Below are 17,210 nucleotides of genomic sequence, written 5' to 3' on the forward strand. Positions count from 1 at the left end.
CCTCACGCCACCGAACACTCACCCCACGACGGCGACAATCAACCCATCCCAACCGTGCCCATCGGTGGATCGAGGCTTAGGAGGCCGTCGATGACGCAGGTCCGGTAGAAGCCGGCGACCACCGAGAGCCGACGCGAGACGGTGGAGGGCTTGTAGAGGCCGACCTCCTGCATCCAGCGGAGGAAGAGCTCGACGTGGGGGCGCTGGGCCGCCAACGGCTCCAGTCCTTGCCGGCCGCACCAGCCGAGGTAGGAGCGTAGGTCGGACTCGGTGTGGATCCGGGACTGGCCCTTGAACCGTGCGAGGTAGGCCGCGACGGCGATGCGAAGCGTTGCGCTGGCGTCTTCGCCAGGGACGATGAGTTGGGCGGTGTTCATCGCCCCACTGCGTCACTCGTAGAAGGCGCCGTCAACGCCACCGCTGTGCAGCCGTCGTCATCGGCGCCTGGGTGCGCCGCGTTCCCACCAGTCGACAGGCGGACCGTTACCAATCAGGCTGGTTGTGAACTCGACGTCCGAAGCGTTGCAGAACTTCCAGAGTTCCTTCGCCGCGCGGCCGTAATGAAAGACGACCTGATCGACCTCGAAGACATCGAGCTGACCGGCACGAAAGCGGTCAACGGCCTCCCCGACATGTTGGACAAGTGCAGCCAACTGAGCCTGGTGATACTCCGCAACCGCCTCGCGTGCGGCCCTCCGCTCCGACTTGCTGGACATACCAGCGAGGCTACTAATTTCGGCAGCGGCAGGACGCTTTCTCGACGACCATGCCCTCACAGCGGCAGTAGCGGACGCTATGCCGCCATCCGCTCTGCGGCAGGAGCGTGCGTCTGCGAGCGCACGCTCAGCGGCATGGTCGGGCGAGCGTAGCCGCCCTCAAAGCGGCAGATTTGGACGCGCCGGAACAGGGTCCGGGGGTCCTGTCAGCCTGCGCTGTCACGATGTCGGCATGGGCACTGAGCGATGCGTCTTCTGCGAGATCTTGGAAGGAGAAGCCCCGGCGCGCTGGGTTGCGAGGGATGCCAACGCCGTGGCCTTTCTGCCGCTTCCGGAGGGAGCGCTGGCCCCTGGCCACACGCTCGTGGTTTCTGCGCGACACGTAGTCGGCGTGCAAGACGCTGAACCAGCGGACCTGGCCGACGCCATGACTCTCGTCCATCGACTCAGCGTGGCGATGCAGTCCGTCCTGGGCGCTACCGGCGTCAATGTCTTGAACGCGAGCGGACCTGGGTCAGAGCAGTCCGTGCAACACCTTCACTTCCACGTCGTGCCACGGCGACCGGACGATGGGTTCAGCACTTGGCCCGCGGGGCGTTCCAGGCTTTCCACCGACGCCGCTTTGCCAGAGGCTCTGGCAGCCGCCATGCGCTGATCTCGGCAGATCCGGGCTCGTCCGAGCTGCGTCATCGTCGGTGTGTGACCCTCCTGCGCAGGTATTCCGTCCTGGGAGACGGGCGGCCACTACGGGGGTGATAAGATACCCTTATGACGCTCGTTGCCGAGTACCGCGAGGCGCGACATGACGAGGATGTCGCGCGGCTTCGGCGTGTGCTCGCCCTGAGGGCGATGGTGGCGACCGGGATGAGCCAGCGGGAGATCGCGACGGCGCTTGGGGTCAGTCAGCCTGCGGTGAGTCAGCAGTTGAGGGCGGCGTCGGATCTGTCGAGTGTTCATCCCGAGAAACTCATCGACGCGGCTGCGCCTGTGCTCCGGCGTCTTGCCGAGGATGCGGGGTACGGGAGGCTCGCGGTTTTCGGTTCGGTAGCCCGTCGTGAGGCAGGTCAGGACTCCGATATCGATCTGCTGGTCGAGGCGCCCGAGGGGACGTCGTCGTTCGGCTTCATCCGGTTCAAGCAGTTGCTCGAGCGGGTGCTCGGCCGGCAGATCGACCTGGTCGACTACGGCGGCCTGACTCCAACCCTCGATGACGACGTCCGTCGCGAAGCGGTACTCCTCTGATGGAGCTCAAGGCCGCCAAGGAGCTCCTCCACATCCAGGCTTGGCTGACCCGCGTCGACGAGATCGTGCGCCGCGGCAAGGAGGCTTACCTCGCCGACGACCTGCTCCAAGAGGCGGGGGACTCACTCATGATGAAGCTCGGTGAAGCAGCCAACCGGCTGTCCCGGCTCGACGTCCTGGCGCCGGACGGCGTCGAGTGGGCACTCGCAGTCGCCAACCGCAACTTCATCATTCATCAGTACGACGAGATCAACCGCGAGCTCACCTGGCTGACGCTCTCGAGAGATCTGCCGGCGTGGAAGGTCTCGCTACAGGGCCTCTTTGGTGAGGCATCGACAGCGCTCGCCGAAGCCGAGTGAGGTCGCGACCCGCGAGAACCTTTGATTCGAGTCGTGTCGCGTATAGGCCCCGAAAACCACAGCAAGAGTCGCCTCGTGGGGTCACATCCCAGCAAGAAGTGCGGGCCCTGCGTCACCCTCATTTGCAGCGTTCGCGCAGGTCAGCGCACGAATGCTCAAAGTCCGGCAAACTCTGGACGCCTCGTGCCCGCTCGCGCTGGATGTCCAGAGGTCGCAGGTTCAAATCCTGCCCCCGCTACAAAAACCGAAAGACCCCCACAGCCTGGCTGTGGGGGTCTTTCGCATGTGCGACAGGTGCACTTGGCCCACAGCTGGCAACGGGCGGACAATGGGTCATGACGACCGAGTCGACGACCGAGATCGAGCGCACCTTCGACGTGGACTCCGCGACGGTGCTACCTGTCCTCGTCGGCATCGATGGCGTGGCGCGAGTGGGCCAGGCGGTCGAGGTGGACCTCGAGGCGGTGTACTTCGACACGGCCGACTTCGACCTGGCTCGCCGGGGTGTCACCCTGCGGCGCCGGACAGGTGGCGCTGACGCGGGGTGGCACATGAAGCTGCCCGGCGTCGACGATGCCCGGACCGAGCTGCGGAGGCCGTTGGGCCGGGCCACGCGGTCGGTCCCCGACGCGTTGCTCGAGCCGGTCCGAGCAGTCGTGCGGGGCCGCCCCCTGGTGCCGGTGGCTCGCATCGCCACCCGTCGTCTGGAGAGCGAGCTCCTGGACGCCGCCGGCGGTGTGCTGGCCCGCATCTGCGACGACCACGTCCGCGGCGAGCAGCTGCACGTCGGCGCCGAGGTCCGCGAGTGGCGGGAGTGGGAGGTCGAGCTGGCGTCCGGCGACGACGTCCTCCTCGGTCTGGTGGAGGAGGTGTGGCGAGACGCCGGCGCGCAGCGGGGTCAGGCGACCTCCAAGCTGGCCAGGACCATGACCGGTCTCGTTGCACCCGCGTCGTCGCCGATGGGGGAGGAGGAGCTCCGACGGGCAACCGCAGGTGGGGCACTCACCGACGTGCTGGGGCGCCAGCTCGACCAGCTCCTCGAGCGGGATCGGCTCCTCAGGGCCGGTGAGGCCGGGTCCGTGCACAAGATGCGCATCGCCGCGCGGCGACTGCGCTCGGCGCTCAAGACGTACGGACCACTCCTCGATGACGCTGCAGCCGCGGAGTCGCTGGCGGCGGAGCTGCGGTGGCTCGGCCAGGCTCTCGGCCCGGCGCGGGATGCCCAGGTGCTCCGACAGCGGCTGCACTGCCTGGTGGCGGCTCAGCCGGAGGACCTGGTGCTCGGTCCTGTGGCCGGTCTGATCGACGACGACCTCAGGGCGGTCGAGAGGGACGCGCGGGAGCAGACGATGGCCGCTCTCGGGAGTGCGCGGTACTTCCGGCTCCTCGACCACCTCGATGACATCGTGCGATCGCCGTCGTTCACTGCCGAAGGTGAGGAACCGGCCCGGAGCGTCTTCGCACGCCTGCTGGTGCGAGATGCCCGACGGTTGCGACGTGCCGTGAAGGGGGTTCAGCGCGCGGAGGACGGTGAGCACCGCGACCTCGCTCTCCACGAGGCTCGCAAGAAGGCGAAGCGGCTGCGCTATGCCGCCGAGTCGATGTCTCCGGTCCTCGGGAAGCAGGCCGACGACCTGGCTGTCTCGGTCGAGCGGATCCAGCAGTCCCTCGGCGAGTTCCAGGACACCGTGATGTCACGGCGCGTCCTGCGTGACTACGGGGCGCGCGCACACGTCCAGGGTCAGAACGGCTTCACCTACGGCCGACTGCACCAGCTCGAGGAGGTGCATGCCGAAGCGGCCGTCCGGGACTTCGAGGACGCATGGACGCGGCTCTACCTCAAGGGGCTGCGACGCCGACTCGAGGCGTGACGACGTCTCCTCGCCGCGGAACCGGGAGCAGGGTGGTCACCAGGAAGGCGGTGACCACGGCCACCACGACCTGTGGGGTCACCGAGACGCCGTCCGCGCCGAGCAGCAGCATGGCCAGGAGCGTAGAGGTGAGGGGGGCGCAGCATGGCGGCGCACATCGCGCCGATCCCCATGCCGATCGCAGGCGCGAGGCCCGTGCCGGTCCGTCGCGGAACGCGCCTCAGCGCCAGTCGCGATCAGCCGTCGCCCGCGGGCGTCGTCGCGACGTCTTCGTGGCCGTGGTCGCGAGCGAAGGCTTCCAGGGTCTGCGCCGTGCCCCCGCCCGTGTGCAGGTAGCTGGAATCCAGCCGGGCGGCGAGCGACTCGATCGTCTCGGCAAGGACCGCGGCGGCGGTGCGCACCGCGTGGGCATCCGACTGCTGGCCAGCGGCCACCAGATCGAGGGTGTAGGGGAGCGTCGCGGCCAGGGAGAGCGATCGGTCCCGCTCGGAGAAGTAGTAGGACTCGGCGTACTGGAGGAAGTCGCTCTCGAGCTGTGCCACCCCGTCTGCCAAGGAGTCGAGCATCCGTGTGACGGTGGCTGCGTCCGCGATCCGGATGACCTCGTCGGAGTCGTGGGAGTGCATGGCGCTCAGCCGGCGTGCGAAGGCGCGGCGACGGCCCAGGGCGGGATAGACCTGCAGGACCCATGAGATCGCCGCCGTGAGCAGGACGAAGCCCACCAGGGCCTGCGCGGGTGCGAGCAGGCGTAGCGCCGGATCTGCGGGCAGGATGTCCCCGAAGCCCAAGGTGGCCACGGTCACCAGCGACAGGTACAACGCGGCCGTGGGCCCGGACGAGCGCTCGGGCGACAGGGACGTGCCGAAGTGGAAGCCGTCCGGCATGTGCGGCCAGTAGACGAGCACGAAGCCGGCCACCACGAGCCCGGTCCAGGCCAGGACCACAGCCATCAGCCCGAGCGGCCCCGCCAGGTCGCGACTGCCCGCGGGCAGGCACCGGGTCCTCGCCCTCCAGCTCAGCCGCAGGACGGTCCGAGCCAGGGTGCCGAAGCCACTGGGGTGCCACAGCGTGTGGAAGATGTCGCGCAGCGTCGCAGCGACCACCATGAGCCCCAGGCTGCTCACGACCCAGCTGCCGAGGTCACTCAAGGCAGGCCGAGGGGTCGTGCGGAGACCGCGCCGAGCGCATCCCACAGGAGGCGGATGCTCGTCGCCGAGGCGCTGGCAGAGCTGAAGTCGGGCACCGGCCGGGCATCGGCCTCCTCGCGGGTGGTCGCCGGTCCGTGCTCCTCGATGTCCTGCACCAGCCAGTCCATCTCCTTGATCTCCTTGCGCTGGGTGGCGGCGATGGCGTCGGCCAGCTCGCGGACGCGCAGGTCGTCGATGCCGGCGCGTTCGCTGGTGAGGATCGCGATGGAGTGATGTGGGATCATCGCGTTCATGTAGCTCTCGTCCTCGACCAGGGCCTGCGAGCGCGACAGGTAGAGCGCCGTGCCCCCCAGTACCAGGGCCACCACGACGACGATCGCGTTGAGCCTCCGGTCTCGATACATCATCCCGGCCATGAAGGCGAGCATCACCAGTGCCATCATCGAGCCCATCAGCACGGCCATGTAGACCCGCTCCTCGCTGAAGCGGACGTGATCGATGCTGAAGACGTTGGTGTACGTCAGGGCGAACATCAGCACGGTCGAGGTCAGGATCATCAGTCCGAACCGCAGGTACATGCGTCCGTTGCCGTTGCCGTTGCCCGATACGTCGTGCTGCTCCTGCTCCTCGGAACCGGAGGTCGTCGTGTCGCGGTGCCCCGCGGAGTCCTCTGCCATGGCGGCGTCTCCTCGATCAGGTCGTCGGTCCCCGTCTCGGCTCGTTCCGTGCCCGTTCAGGACGGGATCAATGCGCTCGCGCAACGGTCCGGTGACGGGGAGTGCAGGGGCTCAGCGCAGGTGGTCGTCCGTGGGCTGAGGGACGGGTGCCCGGGCGGCGAGGTGCGAGCTGGGGCCCAGCGACTGCAAGGCTCGAGCGACGGCATCCCGGTTCTCCGGCAGCGCCGCCTCCTGGACGTCGACCAACATCGCCCGTAGACGCCGCTGCACGCGCGGGGAGTCAGCACCCCAGTGCGCGATCTCGTCGACGGCCAGGCGGACGTGGTCCTCGAACGTCGCCTGGGGCACGTGCACCGCCAGTCGTCCGTCCTCGCCGAACGTCTGGCGTCCTGGCAGGGGACGGGCGGACAGGAACCGCAGCAGGTCGTGGAGCTGGTCGATCACCTGGACGGCGGTGATCGGATCGTTGATCCCGGGGGAGAGGGCTCGCTCGGCGATGTCCACCAGCTGGCGCAGACCGAACCCCGGGTCGTCGTCGAGGACCCGCTCCTTGCCGAGGTGAACGGCCGCGCGGAGCGATGCCTCGTCGGGAAGGTCCGCGCCGTGCACCTCGAGGAGGGCAGCGCCCTCGGGCACGAACTCGCCGACTGCTCGCAGCACCGTGATGGTCACCCCGTGCTCCTCGGCCAGCTCGAGCAGGGCTCGGTCGTCGACCTGCTGCACGACGCCGGACGCGTCCGACGCGACGCGGCGCCCTGCGGTGGCAGGCGGGGGGACGCGAGTGCGCGGCTCCGCGTCCGACGGGTGCGTGCGTTCGATCGCCACGCGGGTGTCCTCGCCGATCTGGGTCACGATCGTCGCAGCCCGGATCGACTGGGCGATGTGGTCGATGTAGAGGAGGAAGACCACCACGCTCGCCAGCACGAACCCGAACGCCACGGTCACCGAGAGCTGCGGCACGAAGGTGTCGGTCTCGGCCGTCCCCCGCACGGCGCGGAGCACGACGAGCGAGTAGACGAAGGTAGCGACGAAGACTCCGAGCGCGACCTGGTTGAACCAGTCACGCAGGAAGGTGCGCAGGACGCGCGGCGAGAACTGGCTGCTCGTGAGCTGCAGGACGACGATGGTGATCGAGAACACCAGACCGGTGAACGAGATCATCGACGTGATGATGGCCGACAGCAGGGATCGGGCCCCCTCGGGCCCGCCTGCGAACAGCAGCGGAAGCTCGAGGGAGGTGTCGAGCCAGGCATCGAGGGCGGTGAGCCCGAGGCCGAGGAACACGGCGGCGAGCGCGAAGACCAGGGGCAGCACCCAGAACTTGTCCCGCAGGCGCGTCCAGAACCTCCTCACTGGAGGTCGTCCGACGGACCCGGCTCGATGAGCAGGCTCGACGTCCCGTCCGTCGCAGTGGAGAGAGTGGTCACAGCGCGGCCAGGAGCTTGGTGCAGGCCTCCTCGCACCGGCGGCAGGCCTCGGCGCAGATCCGGCAGTGCTCGTGCATCTCGGCGTGCTGCGCGCACTCGTCCCCGCACGACTTGCAGGCTCGGGCGCAGGCCTCGAGGACGGCGCGGATGATGGCGACATCGGGGTCCGTCTGCCGTGACAGGACGCGGCCCGTGGTCTCGCAGATGTCGGCGCAGTCGAGGTCGGTGCGGATGCAGCGTCGCAGGTCGGCCACCGACTCCTCGCTCAGGCAGGCGTCGGCGCAGGCGGTGCACGTCTGGGCACACACCAGGCAGGCCTCGATGCACTCGGCCAGCAGCTGCTGGTCGACGGCGACCTCGGCGGGGGAGCTGTCCATCATCGCGCTGATCGTGTGGGTCATCTGGTCGTCCTCTCGGCTCGGGGGGTGTCCGTCCTGTGCCCACCGCGACACGGTCCATGCGGCGGCGCACGGAGGCTGACGCCGACGGTTAGCCCGTCCGGGCCATGCCCGGGGTAGGGATCGCGCCCCTAGTGTCGAGAACCCCCTCTCTAGGCGAAGGAGACCCCCATGCCCAGACGGTTCCACGTGGCTGTGACGGCGGCCGCGACAGCGGCGCTGCTCGGCGCCATGACCAGCCCACCGGCGTACGCCGACCCGAACAACAACACCGTCCGCAAGCTCACGGAGGCGGTCACGGTGGACGGCGTCGTCGACCACCTCGAGGCCCTCCAGGAGATCGCCGACGCCAACGGAGACCGAGCGTCCGGTCGACCCGGCGACCGGGCGTCCGTCGACTACGTCGTCGAGCAGCTCGAGGCCGCCGGGTACGCACCGACGGTCCAGGAGTTCGACTTCCCCTACTTCGAGGAGAACTCCGAGCTGATCAGGGTCTCGCCGAACCCCCGCACGTTCGTCAACGGCACCGACTTCCTCCGCAACGCCTTCGACTCCGGGAGCCCCGAAGGGACGGCGTCGGGTGCGCTCGTCCCGGTCGGGCTCGTCATCAACCCGAGCCTGCCGCCCAACAGCAACACGAGCGGCTGCGAGGCCGCCGACTTCGCAGGCTTCCCCGCCGGGGGCGTCGCCCTCATGCAGCGGGGCAGCTGTGGTTTCGCGGTCAAGGCGCTCAACGCGCAGGCCGCTGGGGCGGCCGCCGTCGTCATCATGAACGAGGGGCAGCCCGGCCGCACCGGCCTGCTCAACATGATCGGCGACGCGACCGGCCTGACGATCCCGGCAGTGTTCGCCACCTTCGCGGCGGGCGCCGACCTGGCGAGCACCCCGGGCGCCACCGTCACGGTGACGGTCGACTACACCGCCGAGACCCGCACGGCGTACAACGTGCTGGCGGAGACTGAGGCTGGTGACGACGCCAACACCGTCATGGCCGGCGCCCACCTCGACGGCATCCAGGACGGCGCCGGCATGAACGACAACGGCGCCGGCGCCGCCGCCCTCCTCGAGACGGCCATCCAGATGGCGAAGGTCAAGCCCACCAACACGGTGCGGTTCGCCTGGTGGGGAGCCGAGGAGGACGGCCTCCTGGGTTCGGAGTACTACGTCTCCCAGCTGAGCGAGGAGCAGGCCGACGACATCGCGCTCTACCTCAACTTCGACATGATCGCCTCGGCCAACTACATGTTCGGCGTCTACGACGGGGACAACTCCGGCGGGACGGCCGCTCCCGGGTTCATCCCGGAGGGTTCGGCCGAGATCGAGGACGTCTTCGAGAAGTACTACGCCGACCGGGGCGAGCCGTTCCAGGACACCGAGTTCTCGGGTCGCTCGGACTACGGGCCCTTCATCGCGGTGGGCATCCCGGCCGGTGGTCTCTTCACCGGCGCCGAGGCCACCAAGACCGCAGCCGAGGCGGAGCTCTACGGCGGCGTGGCCGGGGCGGCGTACGACCCGTGCTACCACGCGCCGTGCGACAACCTGACCGGCGAGGGCCAGGACGTCGCCCTCTACGACCAGCTGCGTGAGGACTACACCCTGATCGGCAACGTCAACGTGGACGCCTTGGACGTGAACTCGGACGCGATCGCCACGTCCGTCCTCACGTTCGCCTACGACACCTCGACCGTCAACGGTGCCCCGGGGCACCCGGGACGCGGCCAGGTGAAGCCGGGCGACTTCGAGCGGTCGCTCGCGACGATGACCGACCGACACGCACGCTGAGGAGCGCACGAGGAGGGGTGGGGGCGGCCCGCCCCCACCCCTCCTGTCGGCCTCAGCCGGCGCGCCGTACGACGAACTGCACGCGCCCGCTGTCCTCGGTCACCGCGTCGAGGAGCCGACCCCGGACCCGGGGTACCGCCTCCTCGTCGAGGTACACGCGGGCACCGTCGTGCTCCACGACCTCGTCGCCGCGCCTGGGACCCGCTGCCATCCCGACGCCGAGGGCGTCGGTCTGCTCGTCCTGCGACGCGATGCGCAACCCGGACTCCTCGCCGAGACGGGGGTGTGCCGTCACCCGGCGGACGACGGCTCGTGCTTCGTGGGTCATCGTGAACATGTCGGGCTCCTCTCGTCGGTCTCCCTCCATGGAGTCACCCGCGGCGGGCTCGGACAAGGACCTCGACGCGGCTGCTCGCAGACCGTCGGGGTGGCGTCACGTCGTCGTCACGTGGCTGTCATGCGGGGCAGCCGACGTCGCGCGACAGCGTGCGGGCGGGGCCCGTGCCCGCGACGAGGGCCGGCGGCAGCAGCTCGACGTAGTCGTCCGCCGTCACGGGACGGTCCGCGAGCGCGCCGTCCGGCAGGGGTACGTCGACGGCCTCGCCGGAGGTGACCAGGCGGAGCCCGTCGACACCGGGCGCGGAGGACAGCGAGAGCACCAGCTGTCCCACGGCGAGAGGCAGCCGCTCGGCGTCGCCCAGGGCCATCGGGTCGAGGTCGACGACAGCGACACCGTCCTCGAGCGCGACGAGCTCCAGACGTGCCGAGGGCGGGACCGCCGACGTCCACCCGGCGCTGCGCTCCTCCGACGTCGGCGGCTCGGCCAGCGTGTCGAGCACGTCCTCCACGACGTCCGCGGTGGGGTCGTCGCACGTCGTGGTGACCGGTGCGGGCGTCAGCCGGTCGTCGCGTCGCAACCAGAAGACGACGGGCACGCCGCGCGGGACCGCCAGTCCGGTCGCGTCGGCCCGCTCCTCCTCGGGAGGGGCCAACAGGTTGTAGGGCACCGAGGCGGCATCGACCGTCCGGTTCCGCTCCTCGTCCGGCAGGCCGCACGCGGTCACGGAGAGCAGTACGGCCACGGCGAGCAGCCACCTCATGCGGCACCGCCCGCAGGGTCGGCGAGAGAGTCGGCGAGGGGAAGGCCGACGACGAACTCGGCCCCGCTGCCGGTCGAGTCGCACCGGACGTCGCCACCGTGCCGGTGCACGGTCTCCGCGACGAGGCTGAGGCCGAGTCCGCTGCCGGTCCCGGGCCTGGAGCCCCCCGCCCGGGCGAAGCGCTCGAAGATGCGGCGACGGTCCTGCTCCGGCACACCCGGCCCGCGGTCGCGGACGCTGATCTCGGCGCGACCGCCACGCGCGGCCACCCGGACGGCGACGAGGCCGTCACCGTGGAGGTCGGCGTTGTCGTAGAGGTTCACCAGCGCGCGCACCATCTGCGGACGGTCCACCAGCACGAGCGGTCCCGGCGCGTCGCCGGGCCCGTCGAGGTCCTCCAGCAGGTCGGCGCGCCGGCCGCTGGCCACGAGCGCCTGCCGGGCCAGCTCGTGCGCTGCGGTCGTGGTGACCCTCGCCTCGTCGATCCCGGCCTCGAGGCGGCCGAGGGCGAGGAGGTCCTCGAGGGCACGGCGGAAGCGCGACAGCTCGGCCGACATGAGCCGCACGGCCTGCTGCGCCTGCGGGCTGAGGTCGTCGGCGCGCTCCAGCAGGGCGAGGCTGGTGGTCAGCGTGGTGACCGGGGTGCGGAGCTCGTGGCTGACGTCGGCGGCAAAGCGGGCGTCGCGCTGGATGCGGCTGTGCAGGGCGTCGACCATGTCGTTGAAGGAGCTCACGAGCGACGTGAGGTCGGGGTCGTGCGTGTCCCGCAGCCGCCTCTCGAGGTCGCCGGCCGAGATGTCGACCGCCGCGCGCGTGACGTCGGTCAGCGGGGCCAGGACCCGCCTGCTGGCGGCCCGGCCGAGGCCGGCGCCCGCCACGGTGGTGAGGGCGGCGCCGACCGCCAGCGCCACGGCCAGCGTGTGCAGCGTGGCGTCCAGCTCCCGCGCGACCGACACCTCGTAGTACTCCGCGCCGACGGCCGGGAGCGGTACGCCGACCACGACGGCGTGCGGCTCGGTCCGGGACGTCCACCCCACCCCCACCTCGCCCTCGGCCACGAGGGGGCGGACGACCTCGGTGAGGTCCTCGCCGGACTGGTCGAGGGTCGAGGAGTACCAGCTGCCGTCCTGCCGGACGTACATCGAGGCACCGGCGGGCGGTGCGACGCCCCCGAGCACCTCGCTGACCGGTGTGCCGGAGGTGCCGAGGCCGCTCCTGACCAGGGCGGCGTCGGCGTACGCCTGTCGCAGGGCGGTCCGCTCACGCTGCTCGAGCAGGAGGTGTCGCGCGAGGACGTAGGTGCCCACCGACAGGGCGACCGAGAGCAGGAGCGCCCCGAGGGCGAAGGCCGCCGTCACCGAGGCGCGCAGCCCCGGGCGGGGCAACCGGCGGGTCACCGTGCGTCGAGCCGGTAACCGAGTCCACGGACCGTGACGAGGGTGCGGGGCTCGGCCGGGTCGAGCTCGAGCTTCTTGCGCAGCCGCCGGACGTGCACGTCGACGATGCGCTCGTCGCCGAAGAAGCCGCGCTCCCACACGTGCTCGAGGAGGGCGGTGCGGCTCAGGACGCGTCCGATGTTCTCGGTGAGCACCGACAGCAGGCGGTACTCGGTCATCGTCAGGTGGATGTCGCGGTCGCCGCGGACGAGCTGGGCGCCGGCGCGGTGGAAGACCAGGGGACCGTCGACGGCGTCGAGGACGACCACGTCGCTGGCGCGGCTGCCGTCCTCGAGCCGGGTCTCGTCGCCGGTCGCGGCCGGGGAGCTGACCAGGGCCGGACGTCGCAGCATCGCGCGCAGCCGCGCCTGCACCTCCTCGACCTCGAACGGCTTGGTCACGTAGTCGTCCGCGCCGGCCTCCAGCGCCGACACGATGTCCTGCACGCCGTCGCGCGCACTGATCACCACGATCGGGGCCTGCGTCAGGGGCCGTGCCCGGCTGATGAAGGTGAACCCGTCGACCCCGCCCAGCATCAGGTCGACGAGCATGACGTCGACGCCCTGCTCGACCAGCTCCAGGGCGGCCTCGGCCTCGTCGGCCTCGACGACGGCGTAGCCGCTGTCCTCGAGCACGAGCCGCAGCGACGTGCGCAGCCCGGCGTCGTCCTCGAGGACCAGAACTCGCGTCGGCATGTCGTCCATCGTGCCATCGTGGCTCAGCGCTGCTGCACGGAGCGCGCGGCGCGGCCATTGTCACGCAACTGCAATGCGTCGACACGACCGCTCGTCACACGTGGGTGCGAGGCTCGACGGCCACACTCACGGGAGGACGCGCCGATGACCACGACGCTGGAGCTGTTGCCGCTCACCGACGATCGGATGAGCCTGGCCGAGGAGCAGGACGACGTGCGCGGGATGACCGTGCTGGACGTGCGGGAGCACCGCGTCGGCGAGGTCGAGGAGATCCTGGTCGACTCGGTCGACCGCCGCGCGCGGCTGCTGGTGGTCGCGTCGGGAGGCATCCTCGGGATCGGCGAGCACAAGCGGCTGGTCCCGGTCGACGCGGTCTCGCGCGTCCGCGCCCACGTGCGGCTGGAGCGCAGCGACCTCCATGTCGCGTCGGGGTTCGACTACGACCCCGAGCTGCCCGGGCCGGTCGACTACGGCCCCGTCTACAGCTACTTCGGCTACACGCCCTTCTGGGAGGACGGCTACGCAGCGCCGTACTTCCTCGACCGGCGCTGGTGAGGACTGCCCGACGTGCGTCGGGCATGGGGGGAACGAGGACGTCCTCGGGGGAAGGGGCCTCCGAGGACGTCCTCACGCCGTGACGGGCTCGGGCACGGACGACGCCGGCGCCGCGCGAGCGCCGGTGCGCTCGGCGCCGATGCCGGCCGCCACGACGAGGAGGATGCCCACGACGGCGACCCCGTTGGGCACCTGGCTGAGAACGAGGAAGCCGATCACCAGGGCGAAGGCCGGCTCGAGGGCCATCAGGGTCCCGAAGGCGCCGGTGGTGAGTCGGCGCAGCGCGACCAGCTCGAGCGCGAAGGGCACGACCGGGAGCAGGATCGCCAGGCCCAGCCCGTACAGCAGGAGCTGCGGCGTGAGGTGCCCGACGACACCCGGCCCGGCGACCACGGTCGCCACCAGGGCGGCGACGGGCATCGAGATCGCGAGGCCGCCGAGCCCGCTGACGGCGTCGCCGACGCGCTGGGTCAGCAGGATGTACGCCGCCCAGCACACCGCGGCGCCGAGGGCGAAGGCCACGCCGACGGGGTCGGCCGCCCCGGTCCAGGGCTGGGTGAGGAGCAGGACGCCGACCGCGGCCACGGCGGCCCACGACCGGCCCACGCCGCGGCTGCGCCACACGGCGATCGTCAGCGGTCCGAGGAACTCGAGCGCGCTGGCCGTGCCGAGGGGGAGGCGCGCCACGGCGGCCATGAAGAGCAGGGTGACCCCGGCGGTGACGACGCCGAGCGCCGCACCGGACCACAGCGCCTCGCGGGAGTAGAGCGCCAGCCGGGGTCGTACGACGACCAGCAGCAGGATCCCGGCCCAGAAGAGCCGGATCCAGGCCGCGCCAGCCGCGCCGATGTCGTCGATGAGGCCGACCGAGGCGGCCAGACCGAGCTGCACGCAGAGCATCGAGGCGACCGCCATCGACGCGCCCGTGCGGGCCGCGGAGCGCGAGGTGGAGGAGTGCATGACCCCAGTAGACGGCGCCCAGACCGTTCACGTCCACGTGATTCTGCTGGACGGTTCGTTCGTCATTTCGACACAATGGGGCGATGGACGTACGCCGGCTCCGCATGCTGCTCGAGCTCTCGCGCCTCGGCTCGATGCACGAGGTCGCCGACGCGCTCGGGACGACGACGTCGAGCGTCTCGCAGGGCATCGCCGCGCTGGCACGCGACGTCGGGAGCCCGCTGCTCGAGCCCGACGGCCGACGGGTGCGGCTGACCCCCGCCGGACGACGCCTGGCCGACCACGCGGTGACCATCCTGGCCGCGGTCGAGTCCGCCCGCTTGGACCTCGACCCGGCGGCGGAACCCGCCGGCGTGGTGCGCGTCGCCGGGTTCGCCTCGGCGATCCGGAGGTCGCTGCTGCCCGCCATCGACGACCTGCGCACGACCCATCCGGGCATCGAGGTGCGCATCCACGAGTACGAGCCGCTCGAGTCCTTCGACCTCCTCGCCCGTGACGACGTCGACCTGGCCCTCGTCTACGACTACGACCTCGCGCCCGCGGAGTGGCGCGACGACCACGTCGTGGCCCCGCTCTGGGACGTCGAGTGGGGGATCGGCGTGCCGACCCGGGACCGGCACCTGACGCTCGCCGACCTCGCCGACCGCGACTGGATCGTGAACTCGCGCCACACCGCCGACGAGGACGCGCTGCGCACCCTCGCCTCGCGCGCCGGCTTCGCGCCGCACGTGGTGCACCGCATCGACGCGCTCGAGCTCGTCGACGACCTGGTGGTGGCCGGGCGCGGCGTCGCCCTGCTCCCGCGGGGGCGGGCGTCGCGGCGCGGGGTCAGCGTCGTACGCCTGCGGGACCCGGAGGTGCGGCTGCGCGCCTTCGCGGTGACGCGACGCGGGCGGGGCGGCTGGCCGCCGCTGCGCGCGGTGACCGACCGGCTGGTCACCGGCTGATCGGGCCCGGGTGCTCGGTGACGTGGCCGAGGACCTCCCGGGCGACGACGTCCGGGTGCGACCGCGGCGCCCAGTGCCCGAACGGCAGGTCGTGGCGCCGCAGGTCGTCGCACCAGGGATCGCTGGCCTCGAGCGCGGACCGCCGGATCGCCGGGTCGCGGGTCAGGGCCAGCTGCAGCACCGGCACGCTCGTACGACGCTCTCGAGGCCGGCGGTGCAGGGCGACGTTGCCGCGGTAGTAGCGCAGCCCCGAGACCATGTCGCGCCCGCCCAGCACCCCGAGGACCGGGGGCGCCAGCGGCGAGACGAGGAACGGGACGTAGGACGACGCGAGGCCCTGGGCGGCGAGCCGCGCGACTGCGGCCGGGGAGGGGCGGCGGAGCGTGCGTCGGGTCCACGCCGCGACGTGGTCGAGGTTGGGCCCGCTGATCGAGGTGAAGGACGCGATGCGGTCGGCCGTACCCGGCTCGCACACCGCCTCCCACGCCTGCACCGAACCCCAGTCGTGGCCGACGACGTGGGCGGGGCCGTCGGGGCTCGCGTCGTCGACCACGGCCATCAGGTCGGCGGCGAGGTGGGGGAGCGTGAACGCCGCGTCAGGTGCATCGGTGGGGGAGAGGCCCTGGCCGCGCGTGTCGTAGAGCACGACCCGCAGCCGGGAGGCCAGCCGCTCCGCCACGGGCAGCCACATCCGGTGGGTGTCGGGATAGCCGTGGACCAGGACGACCACGGGGGCGTCGGGGGCGCCGGTCTCGTGCACCGCCAGGTCGACGCCGTCGCCGCGGACGGTGCGTCGACGCCAGGACACGTGCGGGTCGGGATGGTGGGCCATGTGGCCCCGTACCCCGGACGCGGGACTCCAGCCGCTCAGGCCCGCAGCACCTTCTCCATCGGACGGCCCTTGGCGAGCTCGTCGACCAGCTTGTCGAGGTAGCGGATCTGCCGCATGAGCGGGTCCTCCACCTCCTGCACCTTGACCCCGCACACCGAGCCGGTGATCTGGTCGACGTGCGGGTTGAGCCGCGCCCCGGCGAAGAACTCCTCGAACGTCGTGCCGCCGTCGAGGTGGGCCTGCAGCTGCGCGTGGTCGAACCCGGTCAGCCACTCGATGACCTCGTCGACCTCCGCGCGGGTGCGCCCCTTGCGCTCCGCCTTGGCGACGTAGTGGGGGTAGACCGAGGCCACGCTCGTGGTGAAGATCCGGTGCACGCTGTCGAGGATAGGCGGGATCAGCCCTTGTCGGTGTCCGCGGCCCGGCGCATCATGTCGGACTCGCTGACGGCCGCCTTGACCGTGGACGGGTCCATCAGCGGCTCGGTGCCCGGCTGGTGGAGGTCGGTCTCGGTCGTGTCGGGGTTGACCCCCTCGCCCGCGGCCGGGATGCCGGACGGGGTCACCGGGCCGTCGCCGGTGACGGCCTCGACCTCGTCCTCGCTCAGGCCGAGGGCCGGAGCGAGCACCGCGGCCTGCTTGGAGGGTGCCTTGCGTGCCGTCTTCTTCGCAGCCGTCTTCTTCGCAGCCGTCTTCTTGGCAGCCGTCTTCGTCGCGGGAACCTTCTTGGCAGGCGCCTTCTTTGCAGTCGTCGTCTTCGCCGCCGACGTGGTGGCAGCCGTCGTCGTGGCGGGAGCCTCCGCGGCGGCGCGGCCCGCTGCGGTCGTGGGGGTGCTGGGGACGGGGGCGACCGGGGACGGGGTGGTGCGCTCACCGGGCCACGGGCGCGACGGCGCGGAGCCGGAGCCCGACACCTGCTCGATCACCCGTCCGACGACGCGGGCCGTCGTACGCACTCCGGTGGTGGCCACGCCCACGGAGGTGCCGATGACGGCGGCGGCGGCGTGGGCGGGGAGCGTGAGCAGGCGGGTGGGGTTCACCAGCGGATCCTCTCGTCGGGTTCTAC

At 71.2% G+C, this 17,210-nt stretch carries 22 protein-coding genes; 7 read left to right on the forward strand and 15 right to left on the reverse strand.

Going from position 1 to position 17,210, the window contains the following annotated elements; genetic code table 11:
* Positions 1–38: 38 nt before the first annotated feature.
* Together Q1B24_RS20055 and Q1B24_RS20060 are read right to left on the reverse strand one after the other, a co-directional pair.
* A complete protein-coding gene (locus Q1B24_RS20055; RefSeq protein ID WP_299932025.1) occupies positions 39–377 on the reverse strand; it encodes a site-specific integrase in 339 nt (112 codons plus the stop codon).
* 57 nt (positions 378–434) lie between these two features.
* Positions 435–716, reverse strand: a complete 282-nt coding sequence (locus tag Q1B24_RS20060; RefSeq protein ID WP_299932027.1) for a hypothetical protein — start codon at positions 714–716, stop codon at positions 435–437.
* 232 nt (positions 717–948) lie between these two features.
* Between Q1B24_RS20060 and Q1B24_RS21895 the strand changes: the two genes are divergently transcribed.
* From Q1B24_RS21895 to Q1B24_RS20075, 4 genes are all read left to right on the forward strand, one after another.
* On the forward strand, positions 949–1,371 hold the full coding sequence (locus Q1B24_RS21895; protein ID WP_366916562.1) for an HIT domain-containing protein: 423 nt from the start codon (positions 949–951) through the stop codon (positions 1,369–1,371).
* 113 nt (positions 1,372–1,484) lie between these two features.
* On the forward strand, positions 1,485–1,958 hold the full coding sequence (locus tag Q1B24_RS20065) for a nucleotidyltransferase domain-containing protein (RefSeq protein ID WP_299932028.1): 474 nt from the start codon (positions 1,485–1,487) through the stop codon (positions 1,956–1,958).
* Positions 1,958–2,317, forward strand: coding sequence for a HepT-like ribonuclease domain-containing protein (locus Q1B24_RS20070; protein WP_299932029.1), 360 nt, complete (start codon positions 1,958–1,960; stop codon positions 2,315–2,317). Before Q1B24_RS20065 ends, Q1B24_RS20070 begins: the two co-directional genes overlap by 1 nt.
* A 335-nt stretch (positions 2,318–2,652) precedes the next feature.
* Positions 2,653–4,188, forward strand: coding sequence for a CYTH and CHAD domain-containing protein (locus Q1B24_RS20075; protein ID WP_299932031.1), 1,536 nt, complete (start codon positions 2,653–2,655; stop codon positions 4,186–4,188).
* Here Q1B24_RS20075 and Q1B24_RS20080 read toward each other — a convergent pair.
* The 5 genes from Q1B24_RS20080 to Q1B24_RS20100 all read right to left on the reverse strand — a co-directional run bounded on the left by Q1B24_RS20080 (position 4,157) and on the right by Q1B24_RS20100 (position 7,841).
* The gene (locus tag Q1B24_RS20080) at positions 4,157–4,300 is read right to left on the reverse strand and encodes a hypothetical protein (RefSeq protein ID WP_299932033.1); all 144 of its coding nucleotides are present in this window, start codon (positions 4,298–4,300) and stop codon (positions 4,157–4,159) included. The two genes, Q1B24_RS20075 and Q1B24_RS20080, sit on opposite strands and share 32 nt — an antisense overlap.
* A gap of 124 nt (positions 4,301–4,424) precedes the next feature.
* A complete protein-coding gene (locus tag Q1B24_RS20085) occupies positions 4,425–5,294 on the reverse strand; it encodes a potassium channel family protein (RefSeq protein ID WP_299932035.1) in 870 nt (289 codons plus the stop codon).
* A 38-nt stretch (positions 5,295–5,332) separates the two neighbouring features.
* Complete coding sequence (locus Q1B24_RS20090; RefSeq protein WP_299932037.1) at positions 5,333–6,013, reverse strand: DUF305 domain-containing protein; 681 nt, start codon at positions 6,011–6,013, stop codon at positions 5,333–5,335.
* A gap of 111 nt (positions 6,014–6,124) precedes the next feature.
* Positions 6,125–7,366 carry a DUF2254 domain-containing protein gene (locus Q1B24_RS20095; protein ID WP_299932039.1) on the reverse strand — a complete coding sequence of 414 codons (1,242 nt, stop codon included), beginning with the start codon at positions 7,364–7,366 and terminating at the stop codon, positions 6,125–6,127.
* A gap of 70 nt (positions 7,367–7,436) precedes the next feature.
* On the reverse strand, positions 7,437–7,841 hold the full coding sequence (locus Q1B24_RS20100) for a four-helix bundle copper-binding protein (RefSeq protein ID WP_299932041.1): 405 nt from the start codon (positions 7,839–7,841) through the stop codon (positions 7,437–7,439).
* 168 nt (positions 7,842–8,009) lie between these two features.
* Here Q1B24_RS20100 and Q1B24_RS20105 point away from each other — a divergent pair, with 168 nt between their 5' ends.
* Positions 8,010–9,620, forward strand: coding sequence for a M20/M25/M40 family metallo-hydrolase (locus Q1B24_RS20105; RefSeq protein ID WP_299932044.1), 1,611 nt, complete (start codon positions 8,010–8,012; stop codon positions 9,618–9,620).
* A gap of 52 nt (positions 9,621–9,672) precedes the next feature.
* On the opposite strand, the gene Q1B24_RS20110 is transcribed toward Q1B24_RS20105, so the two are convergent.
* The 4 genes from Q1B24_RS20110 to Q1B24_RS20125 all read right to left on the reverse strand — a co-directional run bounded on the left by Q1B24_RS20110 (position 9,673) and on the right by Q1B24_RS20125 (position 12,851).
* Positions 9,673–9,957, reverse strand: a complete 285-nt coding sequence (locus Q1B24_RS20110) for a Fe-S cluster assembly protein HesB (RefSeq protein ID WP_299932046.1) — start codon at positions 9,955–9,957, stop codon at positions 9,673–9,675.
* Positions 9,958–10,075: 118 nt separating this feature from the next.
* Positions 10,076–10,720 carry a GerMN domain-containing protein gene (locus Q1B24_RS20115; protein WP_299932047.1) on the reverse strand — a complete coding sequence of 215 codons (645 nt, stop codon included), beginning with the start codon at positions 10,718–10,720 and terminating at the stop codon, positions 10,076–10,078.
* A complete protein-coding gene (locus Q1B24_RS20120; RefSeq protein WP_299932050.1) occupies positions 10,717–12,117 on the reverse strand; it encodes a HAMP domain-containing sensor histidine kinase in 1,401 nt (466 codons plus the stop codon). Before Q1B24_RS20120 ends, Q1B24_RS20115 begins: the two co-directional genes overlap by 4 nt.
* A complete protein-coding gene (locus tag Q1B24_RS20125) occupies positions 12,114–12,851 on the reverse strand; it encodes a response regulator transcription factor (protein WP_299932052.1) in 738 nt (245 codons plus the stop codon). Before Q1B24_RS20125 ends, Q1B24_RS20120 begins: the two co-directional genes overlap by 4 nt.
* A 144-nt stretch (positions 12,852–12,995) precedes the next feature.
* On the opposite strand from Q1B24_RS20125, the gene Q1B24_RS20130 reads away from it, so the two are divergent.
* Entirely contained in the window at positions 12,996–13,406 is a 411-nt protein-coding gene (locus tag Q1B24_RS20130) for a PRC-barrel domain-containing protein (protein WP_299932054.1), read from the forward strand.
* A 72-nt stretch (positions 13,407–13,478) separates the two neighbouring features.
* Here Q1B24_RS20130 and Q1B24_RS20135 read toward each other — a convergent pair whose 3' ends face one another.
* Positions 13,479–14,366 (reverse strand): EamA family transporter, encoded by an 888-nt coding sequence (locus tag Q1B24_RS20135; protein WP_299932056.1) that lies wholly within the window; start codon positions 14,364–14,366, stop codon positions 13,479–13,481.
* An 83-nt stretch (positions 14,367–14,449) separates the two neighbouring features.
* Here Q1B24_RS20135 and Q1B24_RS20140 point away from each other — a divergent pair, with 83 nt between their 5' ends.
* Positions 14,450–15,313 (forward strand): LysR substrate-binding domain-containing protein, encoded by an 864-nt coding sequence (locus Q1B24_RS20140; protein ID WP_299932058.1) that lies wholly within the window; start codon positions 14,450–14,452, stop codon positions 15,311–15,313.
* On the opposite strand, the gene Q1B24_RS20145 is transcribed toward Q1B24_RS20140, so the two are convergent.
* From Q1B24_RS20145 to Q1B24_RS20155, 3 genes are read right to left on the reverse strand one after another with little or no spacing between them, the layout of a single operon-like run.
* Positions 15,303–16,145: an alpha/beta fold hydrolase gene (locus tag Q1B24_RS20145; RefSeq protein ID WP_299932060.1), complete on the reverse strand. Its 843-nt coding sequence runs from the start codon at positions 16,143–16,145 to the stop codon at positions 15,303–15,305. The genes Q1B24_RS20140 and Q1B24_RS20145 overlap by 11 nt on opposite strands.
* A gap of 35 nt (positions 16,146–16,180) precedes the next feature.
* Positions 16,181–16,522, reverse strand: a complete 342-nt coding sequence (locus tag Q1B24_RS20150) for a DUF2200 domain-containing protein (protein WP_299932062.1) — start codon at positions 16,520–16,522, stop codon at positions 16,181–16,183.
* A 20-nt stretch (positions 16,523–16,542) separates the two neighbouring features.
* Positions 16,543–17,184 carry a hypothetical protein gene (locus tag Q1B24_RS20155; RefSeq protein ID WP_299932064.1) on the reverse strand — a complete coding sequence of 214 codons (642 nt, stop codon included), beginning with the start codon at positions 17,182–17,184 and terminating at the stop codon, positions 16,543–16,545.
* Positions 17,185–17,210 lie beyond the last annotated feature (26 nt).

The organism is uncultured Nocardioides sp., assembly GCF_947488025.1.
GTDB lineage: Bacteria > Actinomycetota > Actinomycetes > Propionibacteriales > Nocardioidaceae > Nocardioides.